This is a genomic window from Janthinobacterium sp. J1-1 (assembly GCF_030944405.1).
Taxonomy (GTDB): Bacteria; Pseudomonadota; Gammaproteobacteria; order Burkholderiales; family Burkholderiaceae_D; genus Janthinobacterium.
In genome coordinates, this window is record NZ_CP132339.1 from 1,446,653 (window position 1) to 1,470,304 (window position 23,652).

At 61.8% G+C, this 23,652-nt stretch carries 20 protein-coding genes; 11 read left to right on the forward strand and 9 right to left on the reverse strand.

Annotation, left to right across the window (positions count from 1 at the left end):
• Complete coding sequence (locus tag Q8L25_RS06510) at positions 1–1,053, reverse strand: YjgN family protein (protein WP_308924084.1); 1,053 nt, start codon at positions 1,051–1,053, stop codon at positions 1–3.
• Between the two features lie 164 nt (positions 1,054–1,217).
• Between Q8L25_RS06510 and Q8L25_RS06515 the strand changes: the two genes are divergently transcribed.
• The 3 genes from Q8L25_RS06515 to Q8L25_RS06525 are packed head-to-tail and all read left to right on the forward strand — an operon-like array spanning position 1,218 to position 3,168.
• Complete coding sequence (locus Q8L25_RS06515; RefSeq protein ID WP_308924085.1) at positions 1,218–1,889, forward strand: glutathione S-transferase; 672 nt, start codon at positions 1,218–1,220, stop codon at positions 1,887–1,889.
• A gap of 60 nt (positions 1,890–1,949) precedes the next feature.
• Complete coding sequence (locus tag Q8L25_RS06520; protein WP_308924086.1) at positions 1,950–2,723, forward strand: 5'-3' exonuclease; 774 nt, start codon at positions 1,950–1,952, stop codon at positions 2,721–2,723.
• 40 nt (positions 2,724–2,763) lie between these two features.
• Complete coding sequence (locus tag Q8L25_RS06525) at positions 2,764–3,168, forward strand: response regulator (protein ID WP_308925665.1); 405 nt, start codon at positions 2,764–2,766, stop codon at positions 3,166–3,168.
• A gap of 138 nt (positions 3,169–3,306) precedes the next feature.
• Here the strand turns inward: Q8L25_RS06525 and mnmA are convergent, their stop codons facing one another.
• Together mnmA and Q8L25_RS06535 are read right to left on the reverse strand one after the other, a co-directional pair.
• Positions 3,307–4,422, reverse strand: a complete 1,116-nt coding sequence (gene mnmA, locus Q8L25_RS06530; RefSeq protein ID WP_308924087.1) for a tRNA 2-thiouridine(34) synthase MnmA — start codon at positions 4,420–4,422, stop codon at positions 3,307–3,309.
• A 27-nt stretch (positions 4,423–4,449) separates the two neighbouring features.
• Complete coding sequence (locus tag Q8L25_RS06535; RefSeq protein WP_094442262.1) at positions 4,450–4,929, reverse strand: NUDIX hydrolase; 480 nt, start codon at positions 4,927–4,929, stop codon at positions 4,450–4,452.
• A gap of 398 nt (positions 4,930–5,327) precedes the next feature.
• Here Q8L25_RS06535 and Q8L25_RS06540 point away from each other — a divergent pair, with 398 nt between their 5' ends.
• The 3 genes from Q8L25_RS06540 to Q8L25_RS06550 are packed head-to-tail and all read left to right on the forward strand — an operon-like array spanning position 5,328 to position 8,255.
• Complete coding sequence (locus Q8L25_RS06540; RefSeq protein WP_308924088.1) at positions 5,328–6,440, forward strand: Re/Si-specific NAD(P)(+) transhydrogenase subunit alpha; 1,113 nt, start codon at positions 5,328–5,330, stop codon at positions 6,438–6,440.
• Positions 6,441–6,477: 37 nt separating this feature from the next.
• On the forward strand, positions 6,478–6,792 hold the full coding sequence (locus tag Q8L25_RS06545) for an NAD(P) transhydrogenase subunit alpha (protein WP_308924089.1): 315 nt from the start codon (positions 6,478–6,480) through the stop codon (positions 6,790–6,792).
• An 8-nt stretch (positions 6,793–6,800) separates the two neighbouring features.
• Complete coding sequence (locus Q8L25_RS06550) at positions 6,801–8,255, forward strand: NAD(P)(+) transhydrogenase (Re/Si-specific) subunit beta (protein WP_308925666.1); 1,455 nt, start codon at positions 6,801–6,803, stop codon at positions 8,253–8,255.
• A gap of 5 nt (positions 8,256–8,260) precedes the next feature.
• On the opposite strand, the gene Q8L25_RS06555 is transcribed toward Q8L25_RS06550, so the two are convergent.
• The 5 genes from Q8L25_RS06555 to Q8L25_RS06575 form a co-directional block, all read right to left on the reverse strand.
• Positions 8,261–9,205 carry a sensor domain-containing diguanylate cyclase gene (locus Q8L25_RS06555; protein WP_308924090.1) on the reverse strand — a complete coding sequence of 315 codons (945 nt, stop codon included), beginning with the start codon at positions 9,203–9,205 and terminating at the stop codon, positions 8,261–8,263.
• Between the two features lie 95 nt (positions 9,206–9,300).
• Positions 9,301–10,443 (reverse strand): FAD-dependent monooxygenase, encoded by a 1,143-nt coding sequence (locus Q8L25_RS06560; protein WP_308924091.1) that lies wholly within the window; start codon positions 10,441–10,443, stop codon positions 9,301–9,303.
• Positions 10,444–10,452: 9 nt separating this feature from the next.
• Positions 10,453–11,775: an aminopeptidase P N-terminal domain-containing protein gene (locus Q8L25_RS06565; protein WP_308925667.1), complete on the reverse strand. Its 1,323-nt coding sequence runs from the start codon at positions 11,773–11,775 to the stop codon at positions 10,453–10,455.
• Complete coding sequence (gene murU, locus Q8L25_RS06570) at positions 11,775–12,494, reverse strand: N-acetylmuramate alpha-1-phosphate uridylyltransferase MurU (RefSeq protein WP_308924092.1); 720 nt, start codon at positions 12,492–12,494, stop codon at positions 11,775–11,777. The genes Q8L25_RS06565 and murU overlap by 1 nt, the downstream gene beginning before the upstream one ends.
• A 31-nt stretch (positions 12,495–12,525) precedes the next feature.
• Entirely contained in the window at positions 12,526–13,593 is a 1,068-nt protein-coding gene (locus tag Q8L25_RS06575) for a phosphotransferase (RefSeq protein ID WP_308924093.1), read from the reverse strand.
• 1,142 nt (positions 13,594–14,735) lie between these two features.
• Here Q8L25_RS06575 and ltrA point away from each other — a divergent pair.
• The 5 genes from ltrA (at position 14,736) to rsmA (ending at position 22,286) form a co-directional block, all read left to right on the forward strand.
• On the forward strand, positions 14,736–16,436 hold the full coding sequence (gene ltrA, locus Q8L25_RS06580; RefSeq protein WP_070220576.1) for a group II intron reverse transcriptase/maturase: 1,701 nt from the start codon (positions 14,736–14,738) through the stop codon (positions 16,434–16,436).
• Positions 16,437–16,572: 136 nt separating this feature from the next.
• Positions 16,573–18,855, forward strand: coding sequence for an LPS-assembly protein LptD (locus Q8L25_RS06585; protein ID WP_308924094.1), 2,283 nt, complete (start codon positions 16,573–16,575; stop codon positions 18,853–18,855).
• Between the two features lie 103 nt (positions 18,856–18,958).
• Positions 18,959–20,353: a peptidylprolyl isomerase gene (locus Q8L25_RS06590; RefSeq protein WP_308924095.1), complete on the forward strand. Its 1,395-nt coding sequence runs from the start codon at positions 18,959–18,961 to the stop codon at positions 20,351–20,353.
• Complete coding sequence (pdxA, locus tag Q8L25_RS06595) at positions 20,353–21,399, forward strand: 4-hydroxythreonine-4-phosphate dehydrogenase PdxA (RefSeq protein WP_308924096.1); 1,047 nt, start codon at positions 20,353–20,355, stop codon at positions 21,397–21,399. Before Q8L25_RS06590 ends, pdxA begins: the two co-directional genes overlap by 1 nt.
• Positions 21,400–21,506: 107 nt before the next feature.
• Positions 21,507–22,286, forward strand: a complete 780-nt coding sequence (rsmA, locus tag Q8L25_RS06600; protein ID WP_308924097.1) for a 16S rRNA (adenine(1518)-N(6)/adenine(1519)-N(6))-dimethyltransferase RsmA — start codon at positions 21,507–21,509, stop codon at positions 22,284–22,286.
• A 256-nt stretch (positions 22,287–22,542) separates the two neighbouring features.
• On the opposite strand, the gene Q8L25_RS06605 is transcribed toward rsmA, so the two are convergent.
• Positions 22,543–23,460 (reverse strand): LysR family transcriptional regulator, encoded by a 918-nt coding sequence (locus tag Q8L25_RS06605; protein ID WP_308924098.1) that lies wholly within the window; start codon positions 23,458–23,460, stop codon positions 22,543–22,545.
• Positions 23,461–23,652: the final 192 nt, after the last annotated feature.

Consider the following 23,652-nt stretch of genomic DNA (forward strand, 5'->3'; position numbering starts at 1 on the left):
TCAGATCGACAGGTCGAAGTCCAGCAGGTCGACCACGCCTTCGCCGGTGGCCGATACCTGCTGGCCGGTGGCGGCGACGAATTCATCGAGGCTGCCGTGCGCCAGCAGCGCGGTCGCTTCCAGGCGGTATTTCAGCCAGCGCACATGGGCGAATGGCGTAAACAGGCCCAGCGTGATGACGATGTCCAGCAGGTTGGTCAGCATGATGAAGGTGGTGCGGCCCCAGGTCAGCTGCGAGGCGAACTGGTGCTGCTGCAGGCGCGTATGGTTCCAGATCAGGTTCTGGATCATGGTCAGGAACAGCGGCAGCACGGTAAACGCCCACAGGTACAGCGCGCCGATAGCCACCAGCAGGCTGCCGACCTTGGCCGGGTTGTTGGCATTCGCGGCAAAGGCGGCAAATACGCCGCCAAACACCACGAAGATCAGCGCCAGCAGGCCGGCCACCAGGATCACGAAGAACAGCAGATAGGTCTTGTAGAAGCTGCCGACGGTGGCGTCAAAGCTGAAGTGGGCGGTGCCGAAACGGCTTTCCGTGTGCTGGAAGCGCTTCATGCGCTGGTGCAGGAACGGCGTCAGCAGGCCCAGGGTGAAGGCGTTCAGGATCGGCAGCAGCAGGAAGTACAGATACGCCTGTTTGGCGCTGCCGCCAAAGCCGAAGCGGATGCCGCGGTAGCTGGTGTTGTACAGCTTGAACTGCAGACTTTTCCATACCAGCCAGGGCAGGATGGCGGCCATCAGCACGAACATGATGAAGCCGATGAAAGGCGAGACCTGGAAGGCGATGTTGTAGCCGGCGATCAGCACCACGGCGGCGATGCGGCCCTTCAAAATGGCAATCGCGTTGCCATGGTATTCGAAGCTGCTGCCGGCCAGGTGGGTGCTGGAGTAGAAATAGCGGTTGCGGCGCACCTTGGCCCAGGCCGAATAAATGCCCAGGGTGACGATGCTCAGCAGCAGGTTGACGATCCAGATGCGAAAGTATTCGCTGCCGGTGGCGCTGAAGGTGATCGCTTCACGCTTGATGATTGCTGGTTGGTTGTCGATATCCACGCGGATGATCCTTGCAATTAAAGAATAAGCAAGATGATGGATCGGCAAGATGTTGTTAATTGAAATATTGATCGTGCGCAATATTTTTTGGTTCTGCCGCGTGCGCGGCCCTCCCGAAGCGCGGCGGCTATACTGGCAGTCACTTTATCGCTGACGGGAGAACCATGATCGTTGTCCACCATCTTAACAATTCGCGCTCGCAGCGCGTGCTGTGGCTGCTCGAGGAACTGGGGCTGGAATATGAAGTCAAGCGCTACCAGCGCGATCCGAAAACCATGCTGGCGCCGGCCGCCCTGAAGGCCGTGCACCCGCTGGGCAAGTCGCCCGTGATTACCGATGGCGCCAATACGGTGGCCGAATCGGGCGCCATCATCGAGTACCTGGTCGAGCGCTACGGCAATGGCCGCCTGGTCCCGGCCGCCGGTACGCCGGAAAAGCTGCGCTATACCTACTGGCTGCATTTCGCCGAAGGCTCGGCCATGTCGCCGCTGCTGATGAAGCTGGTGTTCGACAAGGTCGAAGCCAATCCCATGCCGTTTTTTGCCAAACCGATCGCGCGCGGGATTGCGCAAAAAGTCAAAAGCACCTTCGTGCAGCCGAACATCGACAACCAGCTGGCGTATATGGAAGCGGAACTGGACAAGAACAAATGGTTTGCCGGCAATGAGTTCTCGGCCGCCGATATCCAGATGAGCTTTCCGCTGGAAGCGGCCGCCTCGCGCGCTGGGCTCGATGCGCGCCTGCCGAAACTGACGGCGTTCTTGCAGCGCATCCATGCGCGGCCGGCGTATCAACGGGCGCTGGAGCGCGGCGGACCGTACGACTACGCCAAGTAATCGCTGTCGCCGGGCCACGCTACGGTAAAATGAGCGATTCAACCAGCATCAACCTACCGCATGGCCCGACTCCTCGCTATCGACGGCTTGAATATCGTACGCCGCGTCTACGAAGCCAGTCCTGAACCCGATTCCGACCTGAAGGCGGAGATCGCGCTGCGCCATGCGCTGTCGTCCTTCCGCACCCTGATCAACGACCACGAGCCGACGCATATCCTGCCGGCTTTCGACTATGGCGGCCCGACCTGGCGCCACGCCCTGTATGCGGGCTACCGCGAAGGGCGCCAGCCGATGCCGCAGGTGCTGCGCGACGCCTTGCCCGGCTTTTACGCCACCCTGGCCGGCTTCGGCCTGCACGTGGTCAGCATCCCCGAAGTGGAAGCGGACGACGTGATCGGCACGGCCGTCATGCGCTGGCTGCAGGAAGGCCGCGGCGCGGCGGTGATTGCCACCACCGACAAGGACTTGCATGGCCTGATCGCGCACGGCGCGCTGGTGTGGGACCACTTCAAGTGCGCCTGGCACGACCATGCCTGGGTCGAGAAGAAATTCGGCGTGCCGCCCGAGCTGCTGCCCGACCTGCTGGCGCTGATGGGCGACGTCACCGACTCGATTCCCGGGGTGGCGAAAATCGGCCTGAAAACCGGCGCCAAACTGTTGCGTGCCTACGGCAATATCGACGCCGTGATGGCCGGCGCCGGCATTTTGCCCGGGGCGCTCGGTGAAAGCCTGCGGAAAGAGCGCGAAATACTGTATCTTTCAAGAAAGCTCGTCGAACTGAAAACCGACGTCAAGCTGGGTGTCACATGGAATATGCTGGCGTGGGAAAAGTAATCGCGGGCCAGGCAACAATCAAGCAAGGGAAGTCATCATGATGTTAAAGGCAGTCCTGATCGATAGCAGTGCCGTGGCGCGCGGCCTGCTCAACACGGTCCTGACCGATGGCGGCTACGATGTGTGTGGCCAGGGCCATACCAGCGCGCTGGGCCTGGCGCTGCTGGTCAAGCACCGCCCGCATTTCGTGTGCATCGCGCGCGAGCAGGTGGAAGACGGCAGCGACGTGGTGCAGACCATCCGCGAGCAGTATCCGAAAACGCTGATCTTCATGGTCTCGGGCGGCATCGACGCCGCCTCGCTGCAGCAGGCGCACGCGATGGGCGTGTCCGGCTTTATCGTCAAACCGTTCATGGCCGACACGGTCCTGAAAACCGTGCGCAATACCGTCATCGCCATGGTGCGCAAGCAGCAGGCCTTGGCCGCCGCTCAGAAGGACGCCTGATTAAATCTACTGCGCGTCGCGATTTGCGGCCGGCGATGCTCGCTGTACTAAAGTACAGCTGCGCTTCTCGGCCACAACTCACTGCCGCTCGCTACGATTTTCTCAGGCGTCGATACTGAACTTGATGCATACAATTGATTACAGCAACCCGGTGGCGCTGGCGATAATGCCGCCGCCCAGACACACGTCGCCGTCATACAGCACCGCCGACTGGCCGGGCGTGACCGCCCACTGGGCCTGGTCGAAGGCGAGGCCGAACAAGTCATCGCCGTTCGGCAGCAGCTGGCAGGCCACGTCGGCCTGGCGGTAGCGGGTTTTGGCCGACAGGGCGCCCGCCTGCGGCGCCACGCCCGCGATCCAGCTGGCCTGGTCGGCCGACAGCGCCGGCGACAGCAGCCACGGATGGTCATGGCCCTGCACCACGTACAGGGTGTTGTTGACGATATCCTTGCGCGCCACATACCAGGCGTCGCTGCTGCCGTCGGCGTTCTGGTACGACTTCACGCCGCCGATGCCGATGCCCTTGCGCTGCCCCAGGGTATAAAAGCTCAGGCCCACGTGTTCGCCCACGGTCTTGCCGTCGGCCGTCTTCATCGGGCCCGGCTTGTATGACAGGTAGCGGTTCAAAAATTCGCGGAACGGGCGCTCGCCGATAAAGCAGATGCCGGTCGAATCCTTCTTCTGCGCGTTCGGCAGCGCCAGTTTTTCGGCGATCTTGCGCACTTCCGTCTTCGGGATTTCACCGAGCGGGAACAGGGTCTTCGACAACTGCGCCTGGTTCAGGCGGTGCAGGAAATAACTTTGATCCTTGCTGGCGTCGACGGCTTTCATCAGCTCGTAGCGGGCGGTGTCGCCTGGCGCCTGGCGCACGCGCGCATAGTGGCCGGTGGCGATCAGGTCGGCGCCCAGGGTCATGGCGTGGTCGAGGAAGGCCTTGAACTTGATCTCGGCGTTGCACAGCACGTCCGGGTTCGGCGTGCGGCCGGCCTGGTATTCGCGCAGGAAGTCGGCGAAGACGCGGTCCTTGTATTCGGCGGCGAAATTGACGGCCTCGATATCGACGCCGATCACGTCGGCCACGCTGGCCGCGTCGATCCAGTCCTGGCGCGTCGAGCAGTATTCCGAATCGTCGTCGTCTTCCCAGTTTTTCATGAACAGGCCGATCACTTCATAGCCCTGTTCCTTCAGCATCCACGCGGCGACCGAGGAATCGACCCCGCCGGACATGCCGATCACGACTTTCTTCTTGCTCATCTTGCTTTCCAATAACTTGAATAATCGCTATGCGCTGTTGAATACAGACGCATGCGTGTGCAGCAGCGCCAGCGGCGCGCGCCGGCCTTCCAGGTATTCGTCGACGCATTGCAGCACCAGCGGGCTGCGGTGGCGGTCCTGGCAGGCCGCCAGTTCATCGCGCGTCATCCACATGGTGCGGAGGATGCCTTCGTCGAGCGGACGGTCATGCTCGGCGCCGGCGGTGCCGCAAAAGGTGAAGCGCAAATACGTGACGTCTTCGCCCGTGCGCACCGACTGGTAGCGCGACATGTACATGCCGACCAGGCCGGTGGGGATGAAATCGTAGGCCGCTTCTTCCAGCGTTTCGCGGATCACCGCCTGCTCCAGCGACTCGAACGGGTCGAGGTGGCCGGCCGGTTGATTGATCTTGACGCCCTCGCTGGTCTCTTCTTCAATCAGTAAAAACAGGCCGTCGCGCTCGACGATGGCGGCAACGGTGACAGAGGGTTTCCAGATTCTCGGCATGATCCATCCTTGAAAGAGCCGACATTTTATCTTGTTCTGCGCGCACGGTCTGAACCCGGCTCGCTTTGCACCGACATATTGATAAAAGACAACATTTTTGCAAATAAAAGGGAGAGGCACTTACATCGTGCCGGCGGCGCGCACTAGCATGGGCGAGGTTGACGGCCAGGCGCCCGGTGCGCCCGTCAATATAGGCGCTCTGCGTGGTCAAAACAAGCGCGCACGCATGCTTTGATGTGGCGAAATTGTCACAAGTTATCGCGGCAGCCGTGCTGGCACGGCAGGCGGCGGCTCTTCGAAAATTAGTGCCAGGCGCCTATAAGTTGCTGCTTCACAAATGTTTACGGCCGCAGTTTACGTGTTAGATTCTAGTCAGTTTAATAATTTCTGGAGGCATCATGAGGATAGGCATACCGGCCGAAACGCGGCCCGGCGAAACCCGGGTCGCGGCCACGCCCGAGACCGTCAAGAAGCTGGCGGCCAAGCACCAGATCGTCGTGCAGGCGGGGGCGGGCCTGCAGGCCTCGATTCCCGACGAGGCCTACGCCGCCGCCGGCGCACAGATCGGCAGCGCCCAGGAAGCCTACGGCTGCGCCATCGTGCTCAAGGTGCGCGCCCCCGACGCCGATGAACGCGCGCTGATGGCCTTTGGTACGGTGCTGATCGGCATGCTCAATCCGTTTGACGCCGACAATATCGCCGCCATGGCGGCGGCCGGCCTGTCCGCCTTCGCGCTGGAAGCCGTGCCGCGCATCACGCGCGCGCAGTCGATGGACGTGCTGTCCTCGCAAGCCAATATCGCCGGCTACAAGGCGGTGCTGGTGGCGGCCAATACCTACCAGCGCTTCATGCCGATGCTGATGACGGCGGCCGGCACCGTCAAGGCGGCGCGCGTGCTGATCATGGGCGTGGGCGTGGCCGGCCTGCAGGCGATCGCCACGGCCAAGCGCCTGGGCGCCGTGATCGAAGCGTCCGACGTGCGCCCTCCGGTCAAGGAACAAGTCGAGTCGCTGGGTGCCAAATTCCTCGACGTGCCCTTCCTTACCGACGAGGAAAAGGAAATCGCCAAGGGTTCGGGCGGCTACGCGCGCGCGATGCCGGCCGACTGGATGCGGCGCCAGGCCGAACTGGTGCATGAACGGGCGAAACTGGCCGACATCATCATCACCACCGCCTTGATTCCCGGCCGCGCGGCGCCGGTGCTGATCTCCGAAGAGACGGTGAAAGCGATGAAACCCGGTTCCGTGATCGTCGATCTGGCCGTGGAGCAGGGCGGCAACTGCCCGCTGTCCGAGCTGGGCAAGACGGTGGTGAAACACGGCGTATACATCGTCGGCGAGCCGAACCTGGCAACCCTGGTGGCGGCCGACGCCTCGGCCCTGTATGCGCGCAACGTGCTCGACTTCCTGAAGCTGATCTTCGACAAGGACGATGCGCTCCTGATCGACCGCGAGGATGAAATCATCAAGGCCAGCCTGGTGTGCACGGGCGGCGAAGTGTTACGCAAATAAGTTAGAAAATAACAATCGACATCGGGAGAGCGGCACCATGGATATCAGTCACACCATCACCAACCTTATCATCTTCGTGCTGGCCATTTATGTGGGCTACCACGTGGTCTGGACCGTCACGCCGGCGCTGCATACGCCGCTGATGGCCGTCACCAACGCCATTTCCGCCATCATCATCGTCGGCGCCATGCTGGCCGCCGGCCTGACGCAAGGCCCGCTGGCGCAGGCGGCCGGCACCCTGGCCGTGGCGCTGGCGGCGGTCAATGTGTTCGGCGGCTTCATGGTCACCCAGCGCATGCTCGAGATGTTCCGCAAAAAGGAACCGAAGGCCAAGCAGGGGGATAAACAATGAGCCACGCCATGAGCTTCGTCACCATGAACCTGGTGACGATGATGTACCTGATCGCCTCGGTGTGCTTTATCCAGGCCCTGAAAGGGCTGTCATCACCGGCCACGGCGCGCCGCGGCAATGCCTTCGGGATTTCCGGCATGGCCATCGCCGCCGTCACCACCGTCGCTTTGATCCTGAAACTGAAGGAGCAGCAGACGGGCGGCATGGGCCTGACCCTGGTCATCATCGGCATCGTGACGGGCGGCGCGATCGGCGCCTACCTGGCGAAAACCGTGGAAATGACCAAGATGCCGGAACTGGTGGCGGCCATGCATTCGCTGATCGGCCTGGCGGCCGTCTGCATCGCGGTGGCGGCCGTGTCGGAACCGTGGGCCTTCAATATCGCCGAACAGGGCCAGGCGCTGCCGATCGGTAACCGCTTCGAACTGTTCATCGGCACCTTTGTCGGCGCCATCACGTTTTCCGGTTCGGTGATCGCATTCGGCAAGCTGTCGGGCAAATACAAGTTCCGCCTGTTCCAGGGCGCGCCCGTCAGCTTCAAGGGCCAGCACATGCTCAACCTGGTGCTGGCGCTGGTGATGGTGGGCCTGGGCCTGGCGTTCTGCTTCGCCGACGGCGTGCAGCCTGCCTGGACGCCGTTCGTGATCATGGCCATCATCGCCTTTGCGCTGGGCGTGCTGATCATCATTCCGATCGGCGGCGCCGACATGCCGGTGGTGGTCTCGATGTTGAACAGTTATTCCGGCTGGGCGGCGGCCGGCATCGGCTTTTCGCTGAATAACTCGATGCTGATCATCGCGGGTTCCCTGGTCGGTTCGTCGGGTGCCATCCTGTCGTACATCATGTGCAAGGCGATGAACCGCTCCTTCTTCAACGTGATCCTGGGCGGCTTCGGTGGCGACGCGCCGGCGGCCGGTGCGGCCGGTGCGCAGGAACAGCGGCCCGTGAAATCGGGGTCGGCCGACGACGCCGCCTTTATCATGGGCAATGCGGAAACCGTGATCATCGTGCCCGGCTACGGCCTGGCCGTGGCGCGCGCCCAGCATTCGTTGAAAGAACTGGTGGAAAAGCTGACCCACAAGGGCGTCACCGTCAAGTATGCGATCCACCCGGTGGCCGGGCGCATGCCGGGTCACATGAACGTGCTGCTGGCCGAAGCCGAAGTGCCGTACGACCAGGTGTTCGAGATGGAGGACATCAACGGTGAATTCGGCCAGACCGACGTGGTGCTGGTGCTGGGCGCGAACGATGTCGTCAACCCGGCGGCGAAGGATCCCAAGTCGCCGATCGCCGGCATGCCGATCCTGGAAGCGTACAAAGCCAAGAGCATCATCGTCAACAAGCGTTCGATGGCCTCCGGCTATGCGGGCCTGGACAATGATTTGTTCTACCAGGCCAATACGATGATGGTGTTCGGCGACGCGAAAAAGGTGATCGAGGACATGCTCAAGGCGGTGGAGTAACGCCTTTACCCGGCTGCGGCCACCTGGTCGCGGCCCTGGTGCTTGGCCTGGTACAGGGCGCGGTCGGCATCCGACATGGCCGCGTCGAGCGTCATTCCGGGGCCCAGCATGGCCACGCCGATGCTCATCGTCACATGCAGCGCCGTGCCGTCGGGCAGCGGCGTGGGGGCGGCCGCCACCGCCGCGCGGATGCGCTCGGCCACCTTGCAGGCCTGTTCCAGGCTGGCGTCGGGGAACAGCAGGCCGAATTCCTCGCCACCCAGGCGCGCGCATACATCGGTCACGCGGCCCGCCTCGCGCAACACCCGCGCCACCGTGCGCAGCACAGCGTCGCCGACGGCATGACCATGGCGGTCGTTGATTTTCTTGAAGTGATCAAGATCGGCCACGCCGACCGCCAGCAGGCCGCCGCCACGCGCGGCCCGCGCCATCGCCTGCTCGGCCTGCGCTTCATAGGCGCGCCGGTTCGGCAGCGACGTCAGCGCATCGCACAGCGCCTGCTGTTCCAGCTGCGCCAGCAGGCTGGCGTTCTTGGCCGCCAGCTCGCGCCGTACGCGCACATCGAGCAGAAAGGCGCCGAAGTAGCGCATGCCGTCGACCATGCCCAGGTCCAGCGCTTTCATTTCGATCGGGATCATCTGTGCATTGCGGTGACGGATGGCGAACTCGCGGATTTTGCCCAGCACGCTGGAGGTGCGCGAACTGCGGATATAGGCCATCACCATATCATCGTGCTGCGCGGCCACCGCATCGGGCAGCAGGCCGTTCAGGGTCTGGCCCAGCAGTTCGCCGCTGGCATAGCCCGACAGCGCCTGCATGGCGCCATTGATATAGCAGATGCGGCATTGCTCGTCGATGATGATGACGGCGTCGAGCGCGTCTTCCAGCAGGCGGGAATACAGTACTTCGGGAAGCGCGGCAGGGGAAGCCGCAGGCAAGGCATCTGTCATGGGGACGAGGATCCGGTTGAACCCCATTGTCGCATCGACCGGACGTTTACTCCATGCCGGTCTTGCCAGCTGTGACTTTTTCGCCCGCTTTGTCTTCAGCGGCGGCCGTACATCATCAGTTCCGCTAAAGTTTTGCGCGCCGGGCCGACGATATCCAATAGCCCCAGCGACAGACCCAGCACGCTCTGCGCCGGCGTTGACCCCGTAAAGATGCGCGCCATGGTGTCGGTCACGCGCACGGTGGCGCCACGGTCGGCCTGGCGCATGCCGGCATAGCGCGCCAGCCCGGCCGGACCATGGTCCTGCGCCAGCACGCGGGCCAGCACGGCGGCGTCGCGCAGGCCCAGGTTCAGGCCCTGGCCGGCCACCGGATGCAGGGTTTGCGCCGCATTGCCGATGGCGACCGTGCGCGCTGTCCCTGGCGCTTGCGCGTTCAGTCCCAGCGGATAGGCCAGGCGCGCCGTCGCATGCGTAAAACGCCCCAGGCGGCCGCCAAAGGCGTCGCCCAGGCGCGCGAGAAACGCCGCATCGTCGAGCGCCAGCAGTTGCTCGGCGCGTGTCGGCGGCACGCACCATACCAGCGCATAGCCGTCGTCCTGCGGCAGCAGCGCCAGCGGGCCGTCGTCGGTGAAGCGCTCATAGGCGCGGTGCGCGATCGGCGCATCGACCTTGACCCAGGCGATGATGGCGCTCTGGCCATAGTCGCGGCTGACGGCGCGCTCAAGCTGCTGGCCAAACAGGCCGCCTTCGGCCTGCGCCAGCAATCGTGCATGGAGATCGGACACCACGCCGTCCTGTTCCAGCGCCACGCTGACGCCCTCGGCGTCTTCCGTGCTGCCGGTGACCAGCGCCGGACGCAAGGTGGTGATGCCCAGCCGCGCGCATTCTTCCGACAACACGGTGACGACATCGCCATAGCGGGCCACATAGCCGAGCGCATCGACGCCATGTTCGGCGCGGTCCATCAGGCTGCGCCCGAAACGGCCGCGGCGCGACACATGGATTTCATGGATGGCGGTGGCGGCCACCGGCCAGGCGCCCGCTTCCTCCAGGATCTGGCGGCTGCCGTACGACAGGGCGATGGTGCGCGGGTCGCGCCTGGCCTGCTCGACCGACTTGGCGTCGATCAGGGCGATGCCCGGCGCGCTGGCGCCGCGCCGTACCAGCAGGGCGGCCAGCGCCATGCCGACCGGGCCGGCGCCGCAGATGGCAAGGTCAAACGAAGGCGATATAGGCATGCGGTGGCTTCAATCCTGTGACATCAGTTGTTCGATTTCAGCCACGCTTTTCGGCGCCGTGCTGAAGATTTCATGGCCTTGCGGCGTCACCAGCACATCATCCTCGATGCGGATGCCGATGTTCCAGAAGTGCTCCGGCACGCCGGGCGCCGGGCGCACATAGATGCCCGGTTCGACCGTCAGCACCATGCCCGCTTCCAGCGGCCGCCATGGCTTGCCTTCGGCCCCGGTGTCGCGGTAGGCGCCCACGTCGTGCACGTCCATCCCCAGCCAGTGGCTGGTGCCGTGCATGTAGAATGGCATGTAGGCCTTGTCGGCGATGACGTCCTGCACCCCGCCGCTTTTCTGGCGGTCCAGCAAACCCAGGTCCAGCATGCCTTGCGCCAGCACCAGCAGCGCCGCTTCGTGGATCAGGCTTTGCCGCAGGCCCGGGCGCACCATGTCGAGCGACGCCTGCTGCGCCGCCAGCACCAGTTCATACAAGTGGCGCTGCGGCGCGCTGAAACGGCCGCTGACGGGCCAGGTGCGCGTAATGTCGGAGGCATAGCCATCGAATTCGCAGCCGGCGTCGACCAGCAGCAGTTCGCCATCGTTCAATACCGCGTCGTTGGCGCTGTAATGCAGGATGCAGGCATTGGCGCCGCCGGCCACGATGGACGAGTAGGCGGGGAACTGCGCGCCGCTGCGGCGAAACTCGTACAGCAGTTCGGCTTCGATCGCGTATTCATGCAGGCCGGGGCGGGTGGCGCGCATGGCGCGCACGTGGGCCGCGCTGGCAATCGCGGCGGCGCGCCGCATCACGGTTTGTTCTTCCGGGTCTTTCAGCAGGCGCATGGCATCGAGCATGCCGGTGATGTCATGTGCGGTTGCCGGTGGCGTGACGCCGCTGCGGGCCTTTTGCCGCACCGTATGGCGCCACAGCTTGACCTGCACATCGAGGCTGCCGCCCATCGGGTAGTAAATCGCCGGCGCGTCGGTCAGCAGGCGCGCCATCTCCACGTCCAGTTCCTCGATCGCAAACGCGGCATCGAAGCCGAAGACGGCGCGCGCCGCTTCCGGGCCATGGCGAAAACCGTCCCAGATTTCACGCTCGGTATTCTTGGCGCGGCAAAACAGGATGGCGCGCGCCGGCGCGGTGCTGCTCCCGGCCACCAGCGCCAGCGCGCTGTCCGGCTCCGTAAAACCGCTCAGGTAATAAAACGCGCTGTCGTGGCGGTAGGGGTAGTCGCAATCGCTGTTGCGGGCCACCTCGGGCGCGGTGGCCAGGATGGCCACGCTGCCCGGCGCCATCTGCGCCATCACGGCCGCGCGGCGCGCCGCGTGATTGGCCATCATGCGGCGGGCGTGCCCGGCTTGACGCCATTGAGCACGTCCAGCTGGGCCGGCGTGCCGACATTGGTCCACTCGCCCGGATAGATTTCGCCGCCAATGCGGCCCAGCTCGGCGTACTTGCGCAGCAAATCGCCCAGGCCCGCATGGCTGCCGGGGGCGATGCCGTCGAACATTTCAGGGCGGTACACGCCGATATTGGCGAATGTCCATTTCGGCTCGCCCGTATTGTTGATCGCATACAGGGTCAGGCCGAAGTCGCCTTGCGGGTGGAAGTCGGGATTCGGCACCAGGTAGGTCCAGGCGATATCGCGTTCGTCTTGCGGATAGGGCGTGCCCAGCACGTCCTTGTCGGCCAGCACGTCAAGCACCTGCTTGAAGTCGAAATACGGGCAATAGATATCGCCGGAAATCGCCAGGAACGGTTCCTCGCCCAGCAGATGGCGGGCCTGGGCGATGCCGCCGGCCGTTTCCAGCGGGGTGGTCTCGGGCGAATACGCGATGCGCGCGCCATAGGCGCTGCCGTCGCCCAGGGTTTCCTCGATCAAATGGCCCAGGTGGGAATGGTTGATGACGATCTCGGTGATGCCGGCGCGCACCAGGTTCAGCACATGCCAGACGATCAGCGGACGGCCGCGTACTTTCAGCAGCGGTTTGGGGCAGGTATCGGTAAGCGGACGCATCCGTTCACCGCGGCCTGCGGCGAAAATCATGGCTTTCATGGGGATTCTTTTTCTGTATCGGTCAGTCGGCTCAGAAGGTGTAGCCAACCTGGGGTGTCTTGTTTTCCAGGGCGTCGAGCAAACGCACCAGCGGTTTGAGTTCCGTATAGCGGTTGGCCGTCTTGCGCACGTAGTCGAGCACGGTCGGCAGGTCGCCCATGTACAGCGACTTGCCGTCGCGGTAGTTCAGGCGCGCGAACAGGCCGAGGATTTTCAGGTGGCGCTGCAGGGCCGTGAATTCGAAATCGCGGTAAAAGGCGTCGATATCGGGATTGACGGGCAGGCCCAGCTGCTTGGCGCGCTGCCAGTAGCGGATCACCCAGTCGAGCACCAGTTCCTCGTCCCACTGTATATAGGCGTCGCGCAGCAGCGAGGCGATATCGTAGGTGATGGGGCCGAACACGGCGTCCTGGAAGTCGAGGATGCCGGGATTGGGCAGGGAACCGTCGTTGACATGCATCAGGTTGCGCGAATGGTAATCGCGGTGCATGAAGACTTGTTGCTGCGACAAGATATTGGCCGTGATCGCCTCGAATACCTTGTTCAGCTGGGTTTCCTGCACATCGGTCAGGGTGGCGCCCAGATGCTTGCCGATAAACCATTCCGGGAACAGATTCATTTCGCGCAGAATGAAGGCGCGGTCGAATTCGGGCAGCACGCCCGGCTCGCTGGCCTGCTGGATTTTCATCAGGGACTCCAGCGCTTCGGCGTACAGCACCGCCGCGTTGTCGTGGTTCAGCGCGTCGAGATAGGTGGTGGTGCCCAGGTCGGACAGCAGCAAAAAGCCGTTGTCCAGGTCTTGCGCGACGATCTCGGGCACCGACACGCCGGCGCTTTTCAGCAGGCCTGCCACCTTGACGAAGGCGGGCACGTTTTCGCGCTCGGGCGGCGCATCCATGGCGATCAGGGTGGCGCCCGGCACGTTGGCGGCGCCCGGCAGCACGTCGAGCCGGTAGTAGCGGCGGAAGCTCGCGTCGCTGGAGGCGGGGCGGGCCGAATCGGGGGCGACGAGGTTCAGCGTGGTCAACCAGGCTTTCAACAGGGTCAGGCGAGCGTCGGCCTGCGCCGGCGCGGTGGTGGAATTGGAAGAGAATGACATTAAGCGGCCTGTGGAATCGGGTTGATCGTGCGGATTCCCATATAATAAGGGATTCAGTGCGACACGTAGTCGCTAATTGGTCGCTATGCGGCATTGATTTACAAGCAACAAAACCTGCAAACATGCGCTAAGTCCTTGATTTTTACAGGATGTTAGCGTCGGCTGTATAACTCCGCCCAGCGGAAACGATACAGTTCAGATCAAATCCACACTCAAACAATCTTCACGTATCCGACGTTCATGCACAGGTTTTCCTGTCCCATGCGCTTCCTTGCGTCGAAAATTCGCCCACAAGGCGGAATTGTGTTGCCTCCAAACAACGAACGGTATATACCCGTGAAACTGGAACGTACGCCTTCCGCGCAGACGTTCATGGCAAGCCAGCAATGGCATTTGAGACATTAAGCAGGCAGCAGTTGCTATGTATAGAGCGCAAGCTCTGAGATACCTTGTCGTACCCGAATTATCAGGTGCTACGACCGGATGCACGACCATCTGTCACCTATTCGAACATGCGTCACTGGCAACGGTGGGGTGTGAAGCTTCGAAGACAATGTACCCCCATGTTCGTATGCGGCGTTTTGTTCATGCGAGTGAGCAAGGCGGAGACTGCCAGCAGAAAGGCGGTTGAGGGGCTAGGTGAGTGCTGCAAGGGTAATGTAATGTGAATCGTCGTTTGAACCCTCGTAAATATTGATGGGCCTAAGCTGCTGACAGGCCCTAACCAAAACGGTACCGTGGATGGTTGTCCTTGTTGAATCTGGGGACACGTCGTCATTAACACCACCGGGGGATAGGCGGACTCTAAACAGTCAATCGCAATGTATTCAGTTGCGTTGGTATCTCAGGGAACGTGGTAAGCCTGATTTCCTGCCGTAGCTTGGCAGCTACAAGTCATACGGCAGGCGACCCGCAAGGGAAGCTGACGGGAAAGCAGGTATGGGAGGATGGAAAAAGCGAATGCTGCGCAGTAATAGCGTGGATAGGGATTCCAAATTTGTCCCACCGTGAAAGCGGGCAGACTTCCATCTGGTGCAATAGTCGTCAAACGACTGTATAGACAATAACGCCTCGAAGGGACGCAGTTCATCCCTTCGGGGTGACTTGCGTCCTCGATAGGTGTCAACCAACGAGGTACAGCAATGAGAGTAACTGAAGAAAATTTCGGTTCTGCGTCCTCGCACATTCCTGCTGAGTGGAGCGCCATCGACTGGCGCAAAGTTCAGAAGAATGTGAGAGTCATGCAGCATCGTCTAGCGAAGGCTACGTCGGACAGTGACTGGCGCCGAGTGAAAGCTCTGCAACGGTGGCTGACCCATTCGTTTTGTGCCAAAGCAGCGGCAATCAAACGCGTGACCGAAAACCAAGGCAAGCGAACATCGGGTGTCGACCGGCAGCTATGGGAGACCCCGCAACTGAAACATGCGGCAATTGCCAACCTCGGAAAATCCCGGTATCGACCCCTGCCCCTCCGGAGGGTTAATATTCCCAAGACCAATGGAACGTTACGCCCTTTGGGCATTCCAACTATGAAGGACCGGGCCATGCAGGCGCTACACCTGCTGGCGCTCGATCCGGTCCTGGAAACAGTGAGCGATCAGAACTCGTATGGGTTCAGGAAAAATCGTGCAACTGCCGATGCGATGTCCCAGATATTCGTCAGACTCTCCCGCAAGGGTTCAGCTGAATGGGTATTGGATGCGGACATCGAAGGGTTCTTCGATAACATCAGCCACCAATGGATGATCGACAACGTCCGCATGGACAAGTCGATACTGACTAAATGGCTGAAGTCCGGTGTAGTGGACGGTAAGCAATTGCTGGCGACAACTGCCGGAACTCCGCAGGGTGGCATCATCAGCCCCGCACTTGCAAATTGGACACTGAATGGGTTGGAAGCGGAACTTGTTGCGCATCTCGATGCAAAATGGGGAGTAGCCAAGGCCAAGAAACTCAAGGTCGGCGTCATACGGTACGCGGATGATTTTGTCATTACAGGGGCTTCACGAGAGCTGCTGGAAGACGAAATCAAACCGTGGGTGGAGAATTTTCTCGCCATCAGAGGTCTGAGGCTTGCAAAGGCGAAGACCAAGATCGTGCATGTCGATGAAGGGTTTGATTTCCTGGGATGGAACTTCCGCAAATACACAGGAAAGTTGCTCATCAAGCCAAGTAAGAAAAACGTCAAGGCGTTTTATAAAAAGCTGGGAACGGCAATCAGTGACAATTTGGGCGCAACGCAGGAGAATTTGATACGCCTGCTGAACCCCATGCTACGCGGGTGGGCGCAGTACCACTCGCCTGTTGTAGCAAAGCAAACGTTCTCTCGTCTGGAGTCGCTGCTGTTCTGGCGACTCATGCGATGGGCAAAACGCAGGCACCCGACCAAGAGCGCAGATTGGATACGCAAAAAGTATTGGCGTACCGTCGGCAATCGGCATTGGGTATTTGCATGTCAAATTGATACTGAGTTCGGCAATAAGGCAACAATGGAACTGTACTCGCTTGCGGGAACGGCCATTGAGCGTCACATCAAGATCAAGGGAGCATTCAACCCTTATGATCCGTCATGGGAGATGTACGGTGAGACGCTTCGGATGGAGCGCATGGTGAAAAACATGCGCTACCGAAAGGAGTGGATACGGCTGTACGTGGATCAGGACGGAAAGTGCGCGCTGTGCGGGTATGCGATGGACTTTGACACCGGCTGGCACGACCACCATATGCAGTATAGGGTAGCGGGCGGGTCCGATGCGCTGGGAAATCGGGTATTATTGCACCCAAATTGCCATTCTCAGGTTCATAGCCTTGGATTGAAAGTAACAAAGCCGGTTCCTGTATAGGAACTTTTTATTAAGCCCGAGCCGTGTGCGGCGAAAGTCGCAAGCCCGGTTCCTAGGGGGGAGGACTCCAGTAATGGAGTCTTCCTACCCTACAATCAAAAAATCGCCTGTCAATGGTGCTTGCCCCTTCGAATTCATGAGCTGGTTTTCGGCCTCCCCCTCTTCACAGCGCTGGGCTTTTGCCATCAGCGCGCTCGTCACCGCCACCGCGGTGCCTGCCCACGCCCAGAAAGCGCCCCGCCCGCATGTGGAGAAAGCGCCTCGCCCGGCGCATGTGGAAGAGCCGGAGGCGCCCACCGTCATGACGGCGGACAGCATGAGCGGCCGGCCGGAACGCGAGCTCAATCTCAATAATAATGTGGTGATCGAGCGGGGCACGACCACCAAAATGACGGCCGATACAGCTTGTTACAAACAAGTTGAAGACGAGTTCGACGCCGAGGGCAAGATCAAGATGTGGCGTTTCGGCGACTATTACACGGGCGACGTGATGAAGCTGAACATGGAGACCGGCAAGGGTTTCCTGCTCAACCCCACGTATCGCTTCGAAGTCGGCGGCGGGCGCGGCAAGGCCGAGCGGATCGACTTCATCAACCAGGACGAAGCGACCGTCATCGACGGTACTTACAGTACCTGCGAAGGCCCGAACCCCGACTGGTACCTGAAGTCGAGCACCCTGAACCTCGATTCCGGGCGCGACGTGGGGACCGGCAGCAAGACCATCATCTATTTCAAGGACGTGCCGATCCTGGGCACGCCCGGCATCTCGTTCTCGCTGTCGGGCGCGCGCCGCTCGGGCTGGCTGGCGCCGACGCCGGGCTTCAACTCGAAAAACGGCTTCGAACTGCTGGTGCCGTACTACCTCAATATCGCGCCGAACCGCGACCTGACCCTGTATCCGAAATACATACAGCGGCGCGGCATCCAGCTGGGCGCCGTCGGGCGCTACCTGGGCGAGACGGACGCCGGCCTGTACAGCGGCGAGACCGCGATCGAGTACTTGCCGAACGACAAGCAGACCAAGACCGACCGCTACATGATCAGGTCCAAGCATGAGCAGGCGCTGGCCGTGGGCTGGACCTATGGCTGGGATGTGCGCGAAGCGTCGGACAATAATTATCCGAGCGACTTTTCGAAGAACGTGGCCGGCGCCACCGAGCGCCAGCTGCTGCGCGAGTTGCGCACCGACTACCGTACCGAAGACTGGAGCCTGACGGCGCGCGTACAGAATTACCAGGTGCTGCAGGACCCGGCCGCCGCGACCGACCCCAGCCTGACCGTCACGCGGCCGTATGACCGTTTGCCGTCGATTAACTTCCATGCCGGCAAATATGATGTCTGGGGCGGTTTCGACTGGACGCTCGACAGCGAAGTGACGCGTTTCGCGCACCCGACCCTGGTGCAGGGGACACGCATGGTGGTGGTGCCGCAGATCAGTTTCCCGATCGTGCGCCCCGGCTACTTCATTACGCCCAAGCTGATGCTGAACGCCAGCGCCTACCAGCTCGACAACAACGCCACCACCAAGGCGTCGTTCCCGAATACCTCGTTTTCGCGCGCGATTCCCACCATTTCGGTCGACAGCGGCCTGGTGTTCGAACGCGACAGCAACCTGTTCGGCGGCAAGGATGCCAAGGGTGGCACGCAGACCTTCGAGCCGCGGCTGTTCTATGTCTACACGCCTTACCGCGACCAGTCGCAGTTCCCGAATTTCGATACGGCCGACGCGACGTTCAACCTGACGCAGATCTTCACGGAAAACCGTTTTGTCGGCAGCGACCGCATCGGCGACGCCAACCAGGTGACGGCGGCCGTCGTCTCGCGCTTCCTGCAGGCCGATGGCGCCGAGCGCCTGCGCCTGACCTTCGGCCAGCGTTTCTACTTTGCCGACCAGCGCGTGCAGCTGGCGTCGACCACGCCGGTCAACCAGGCGCGCTCGGACATTCTGCTGGCCGCCACCGGCCGCGTGTCGGAAACCTGGACCGTCGACAGCCTGGTACAGTACAACCCGAGCGACAGCCAGCTGGTCAGTTCGACCTATTCGGTACAATACCAGCCGGGTCCGAAAAAAGTGCTGAACGTCGGCAGCCGTTTCCAGCGCGGCAGCTTCCGCAATGCCGAAGTGTCGGGGCAGTGGCCGCTGAGCGAGCGCCTGTATGGCGTGGGCCGGGTCAGCTACTCGCTGCTCGACCGCCGCCTGCTCGAAGGCCTGATCGGCCTGGAATACAAGGGCGACTGCTGGGTATTCCGCATGGGTGCGCAGCGTTTCGTGACGTCGGCACAGAAATCGTCGACCCCGATCTTTTTCCAGCTGGAACTGACTGGCCTGTCGAATGGCCTGGGCCTGGGCGCGAATGGCCTGGAAACATTTACAAAAACGATCCCTGGCTATCAGGCATTGAGCACGCCTATCCGTTAAGATGGGCGCTGCTGCCGCCGCCGGTGTTCCCGGCGCTGGCGCAAACCGGTTTTTTTATTCACCTGAACTCATGAGCGCTCTACACATTATGCGTAATGCCAGTATGCACCAACTCAAAATTGCCGCGGTTCTGTTGTGCGCCATGTCCGGCGCCACGACCAGTAGTGTCTGGGCGCAACAGGCCGCTCCTGCCGCCGCTGCCAAGCCTGCCGCCGCCAAGCCCGCGCCGGTCCAGGGTTTTACCCCGCCAGCGTCCAGCAGCGGCAAGACCATCGATTCGATCGCCGTCGTCGTCAATGACGATGTGATCACCCGCAATGAAGTCGCGGCGCGCATCAAGAGTGTGGAACAGCGCATGAAGGCGCAGAATGTACCCTTGCCCGACCCTGCCGACCTGCGCCGCCAGTTGTTGGAGCGCATGATCGTCGAGCGCGCACAGATGCAACTGGCCAAGGAAATGGGCGTGCGCGTCGATGACCAGACGCTGGACCGCGCCATCGGCCGCATCGCCGAACAGCAGAAGATGACCATCCAGGACTTGCGCAACCAGATGGAAAAGGAAGGCACGCCGTTTGCCACTTTCCGCGAGGAAATCCGTGACGAAATCATCATGCAGCGCCTGCGCGAACATGAAGTCGACGCCAAGATCCAGATTTCGGACTCCGAAGTGGACAACTTCCTGGCAGCCGAAAAAGCCGCCGCCAGCGAGCAGGTCGAGATGAACCTGGCGCAGATCCTGGTACGCATCCCGGAAAATTCCAGCCCGGAACAGATCGCCGCCCGCCGCGCGCGCGCCGACGAAGTCAGCCGCCAGCTGCGCACCGGCGCCGATTTCGCCAAGATGGCCGCCACCTATTCCGACGCCAGCGATGCGCTGAGCGGTGGTGATATCGGCTGGCGCGACAGCAACCGCCTGCCGCCGCTGTTCACCGAGCAGCTGCTGAAGCTGAAGCCGGGCCAGATCACGCCTATTATCAAAAGCAACACCGGTTTCCATATCCTGAAGCTGGTGGACCGCCGCAGCGCGGCCGAAGCGCAGGCGGTGGCCGCCGTGCAGCAGACCCATGCGCGCCATATCTTGCTGAAAGTCACGCCGACCCTGTCGGCCGCCGAAGCCAAGCGCAAGCTGGTGGACCTGAAGGAACGCCTCGATAACAAGGCCGCCAAGTTCGAAGACCTGGCCCGCTTGTTCTCGAACGACAGTTCGGCGGCCAAGGGCGGCGACCTGGGCTGGCTGGCGCCGGGCGACACCATGCCGGAATTCGAGACCGCCATGAACGCGCTGAAACCGGGCCAGGTCAGCGAGCCGATCGAGACCAGCTTCGGTTTCCATTTGATCGAAGTGCTGGAACGCAAGAGCGACGACGTGTCGAAAGAAAAAGAACGCAACGCCGCCCGCAACGCCCTGCGCGAGCGCAAGCTGGAAGAAGCGACGGAGAGCTGGGCGCGCGAAGTGCGTGACCGTGCTTACGTCGAATTCCGCGCCGACGACCAGTAATGCCGACAGCAACTACACGGCGTCCGGCCATCGCCATCACCTGTGGCGAACCGGCCGGCGTCGGTCCGGAAATTTCGATCCGCGCGGCCTGGGCCATGCGCCATGAAGCGAACTGCATCCTGCTCGGCGACGCGGCCTATCTGGCGCTGACCGCCAGCCTGATCGACCCCGAGATCCGCCTGGCGGCGCTGTCGCTGCAGGCGGTGCGCAACAGCGGCCTGCCGAACTTCGGTCCCGGCCGCCTGGCGGTGATCGACATCCCCACCGTCAACAATGTGATTCCCGGCGTGCTCGACAAGGACAATGGCCGCGCCGTGCTCGACACGCTCGATGCGGCCGTCGAAGGCATACAAGCCGGCTGGTTCGGCGCCATGGTGACGGCGCCCTTGCAAAAAAGCACGATCAATGACGCCGGCATCGCCTTTACGGGCCACACCGAATACCTGGCCGACAAAACGGCTACCCGACAGGTGGTGATGATGCTGGCAGGCGAGCCCGGCCAGGGCCAGCCGGTGCTGCGCGTGGCGCTGGCCACCACCCATCTGCCGTTGAAAGACGTGCCGGCCGCCATCACGCCGGACGGCCTGGCCACCACGCTCGACATTATCCACGCCGACCTGCGCAGCAAATTCGGCATCGCCGCGCCGCGCATCCTGGTCACTGGCCTGAACCCGCATGCGGGCGAGGGTGGCTACCTGGGGCGCGAGGAGATCGACGTGATCGCGCCGGCGATTGCCGCCGCCCAGGCGCGCGGCATCGATGCGCGCGGCCCGTATCCGGCCGATACCCTGTTCCAGCAGAAATACCTGGCCGATGCCGATTGCGTGCTGGCCATGTACCACGACCAGGGCTTGCCGGTATTGAAATACGCCACCTTTGGCCGCGGCATCAATGTCACCCTGGGCCTGCCCCTGATCCGCACCTCGGTCGACCACGGCACGGCGCTGGACGTGGCCGCGCAGGGCCTGGGCCTGGCCGATGTTGGCAGCATGCAGCAGGCCTTGCGCACCGCGTGCGACATGCTGCTGGCCAGTACCCGGACCTGAACATGGAGCGTAGGTCGGGTTAGCCGGTACGGCGTAACCCGACACTGCCTGCTCAACCAAATCCCGCCGGCCCGTGCCGGCTTTACCGCATTGATAGAAAACAGACTATGAAACACGTTGCCCGCAAACGCTTTGGCCAGAACTTCCTGCATGACCGCTTCGTCCTCGACGACATCACGGCCGCCATCGCGCCGCAGCCGGATGACGCCATGGTCGAGATCGGCCCCGGCCTGGGCGCCATGACGGAGCAACTGCTGCGCCACCTGAAGCAGATGCATGTGGTGGAACTGGACCGCGACCTGATCGTGCGTCTGGAAAAGACGTTCAACCCTGCCAAGCTGACGATCCACTCGGGCGATGCGCTGAAATTCGATTTCGCGCAGATCCCGGTGCCGGAAGGACAAAAACTGCGCATCGTCGGCAACCTGCCGTACAACATCTCCAGCCCGCTGCTGTTCCACCTGGCGGACTTCGCGCCACTGGTGCTGGACCAGCATTTCATGCTGCAAAAGGAAGTGGTCGAGCGCATGGTGGCCGAACCGGGCAGCAAGGCCTATGGCCGGCTGTCGGTGATGTTGCAATGGCGCTACACCATGTCGCTGCTGTTCATCGTGCCGCCGACGGCCTTCGATCCGCCGCCGAAGGTCGAGTCCGCCATCGTGCGCATGATTCCTGTTGAACAACGTTTGCCGTGCGACCAGGAAACCCTGGAAGCGGTGGTCATGAAGGCGTTCTCGCAGCGCCGCAAGGTGATCCGCAACTGCCTGGCCGGCATGTTTACGGAAGAGCAGATCATCGCCGCCGGCATCGACCCGACCAAGCGTCCAGAAACCGTCGGCCTGGAACAGTATGTGGCGCTGGCCAATTTGCTCAAGGCACAGCAGTAAAAAGAGCTGGGTTCTTCTTATGCGTTAGCGCAGTGGTGTCAGAAGTCGACCCGGCAGTTTTAAGCAGCAAGGCGTAAAAGGCGGGCCGGAGACGCGAGCCTGAGAAAACGCCGATGGCAGCGTTGCAGCTCCTCGCCGTACATGCGTACTGTCTTCGTCGCTGCGCCTTGCCCTCGACGTTTTTCAGGCCCGCTTGGCCCGGAATGCCTATGCCGAGTGATGTGGCTTTAATACGCTTTGCTGGTGTGCTGGCAATTCAAAACCACTGATCCACCTGCTTCAAATCCTGCTTCAAGGCCAGAAAGCAGTGGTCGACATGGTGGTTGCGGCTGATTTCATTGCGCCGCATCAGCGCGATCTTGCGCTTGCAGGTGGGCTGGCGCAGCGGCGCCACGTGCAGGTCGTCGTCGTTGAGAAACGTCGTGTACAGGCTGGGCATGACGCCCACCGCGATGCCGGCGCGCACCACGCCGTACAGCGACTCGCTGTGCACCATCTGGTACAGGGACGACGGGTGCAGGCCATGCTGGCGCAGCGCGCTCGAGGCGAATTCCCAGATGCTGCCCTTGGTAAATACCACGATCTCCTGGCCCGACAACTGATCCCAACGCACTTCCTGCAGCGCCGACAGCGCATGGCTGCGCGCCGTCACCAGCACCAGCTCGTCTTCGAACAGGCCCACCGTTTCCAGCGAGACGGCGCCCGGCACTTCGATGCCGACGCAAAAGTCGAGCTGGCCTGAATGCAGCGCCTGCAGCAGGCCGTCGTTGGGCATGTCCGACAACATGATTTCCACTTCATCGCCATGCTCTTCGTTATAGCGCGCCACCACCACCGCCGTCATCGCCATCGCCGACGGGATCGCGCCGATGCGGATGCGGTGCCGTCCGCTGCCGATGGCGCGCTGGATATCGGCAAAGGTATTGCTGGCCGTATTCAATAAATGGATGGTGTAATCGAGCGCCAGCCTGCCTTCGCGCGTCAGTTCCAGTTGGTGGGTTGTGCGGTTAAACAACTTATTGCCCAGCTGATTTTCCAACAGCTTGATCGAGGCGCTCAGCGCCGGCTGGGTTACGCACAATTCCTGTGCAGCCTTGCTGAAGCTGTTTACACGGGCTAGCGTGGCAAAAGCTTGTAAATGACGTAAGGAAATTTTCTTGTTCAGCTCATGCATGGATCTGTTTATCAAAAAAAGTAATGGATTTATAAAAATAAACAAATTTTCTTATCCTGCAATTTACCATATTCTGGACTGGTCTTGACTTGTTATGAAAGCAACATTTTCCCGCAAGTCACAGAACCGCAGTGCCGACACCATCGGCGGCCAGCGTTCCGGGCAGACAGGGTGGTACCTAAAAAAATACAT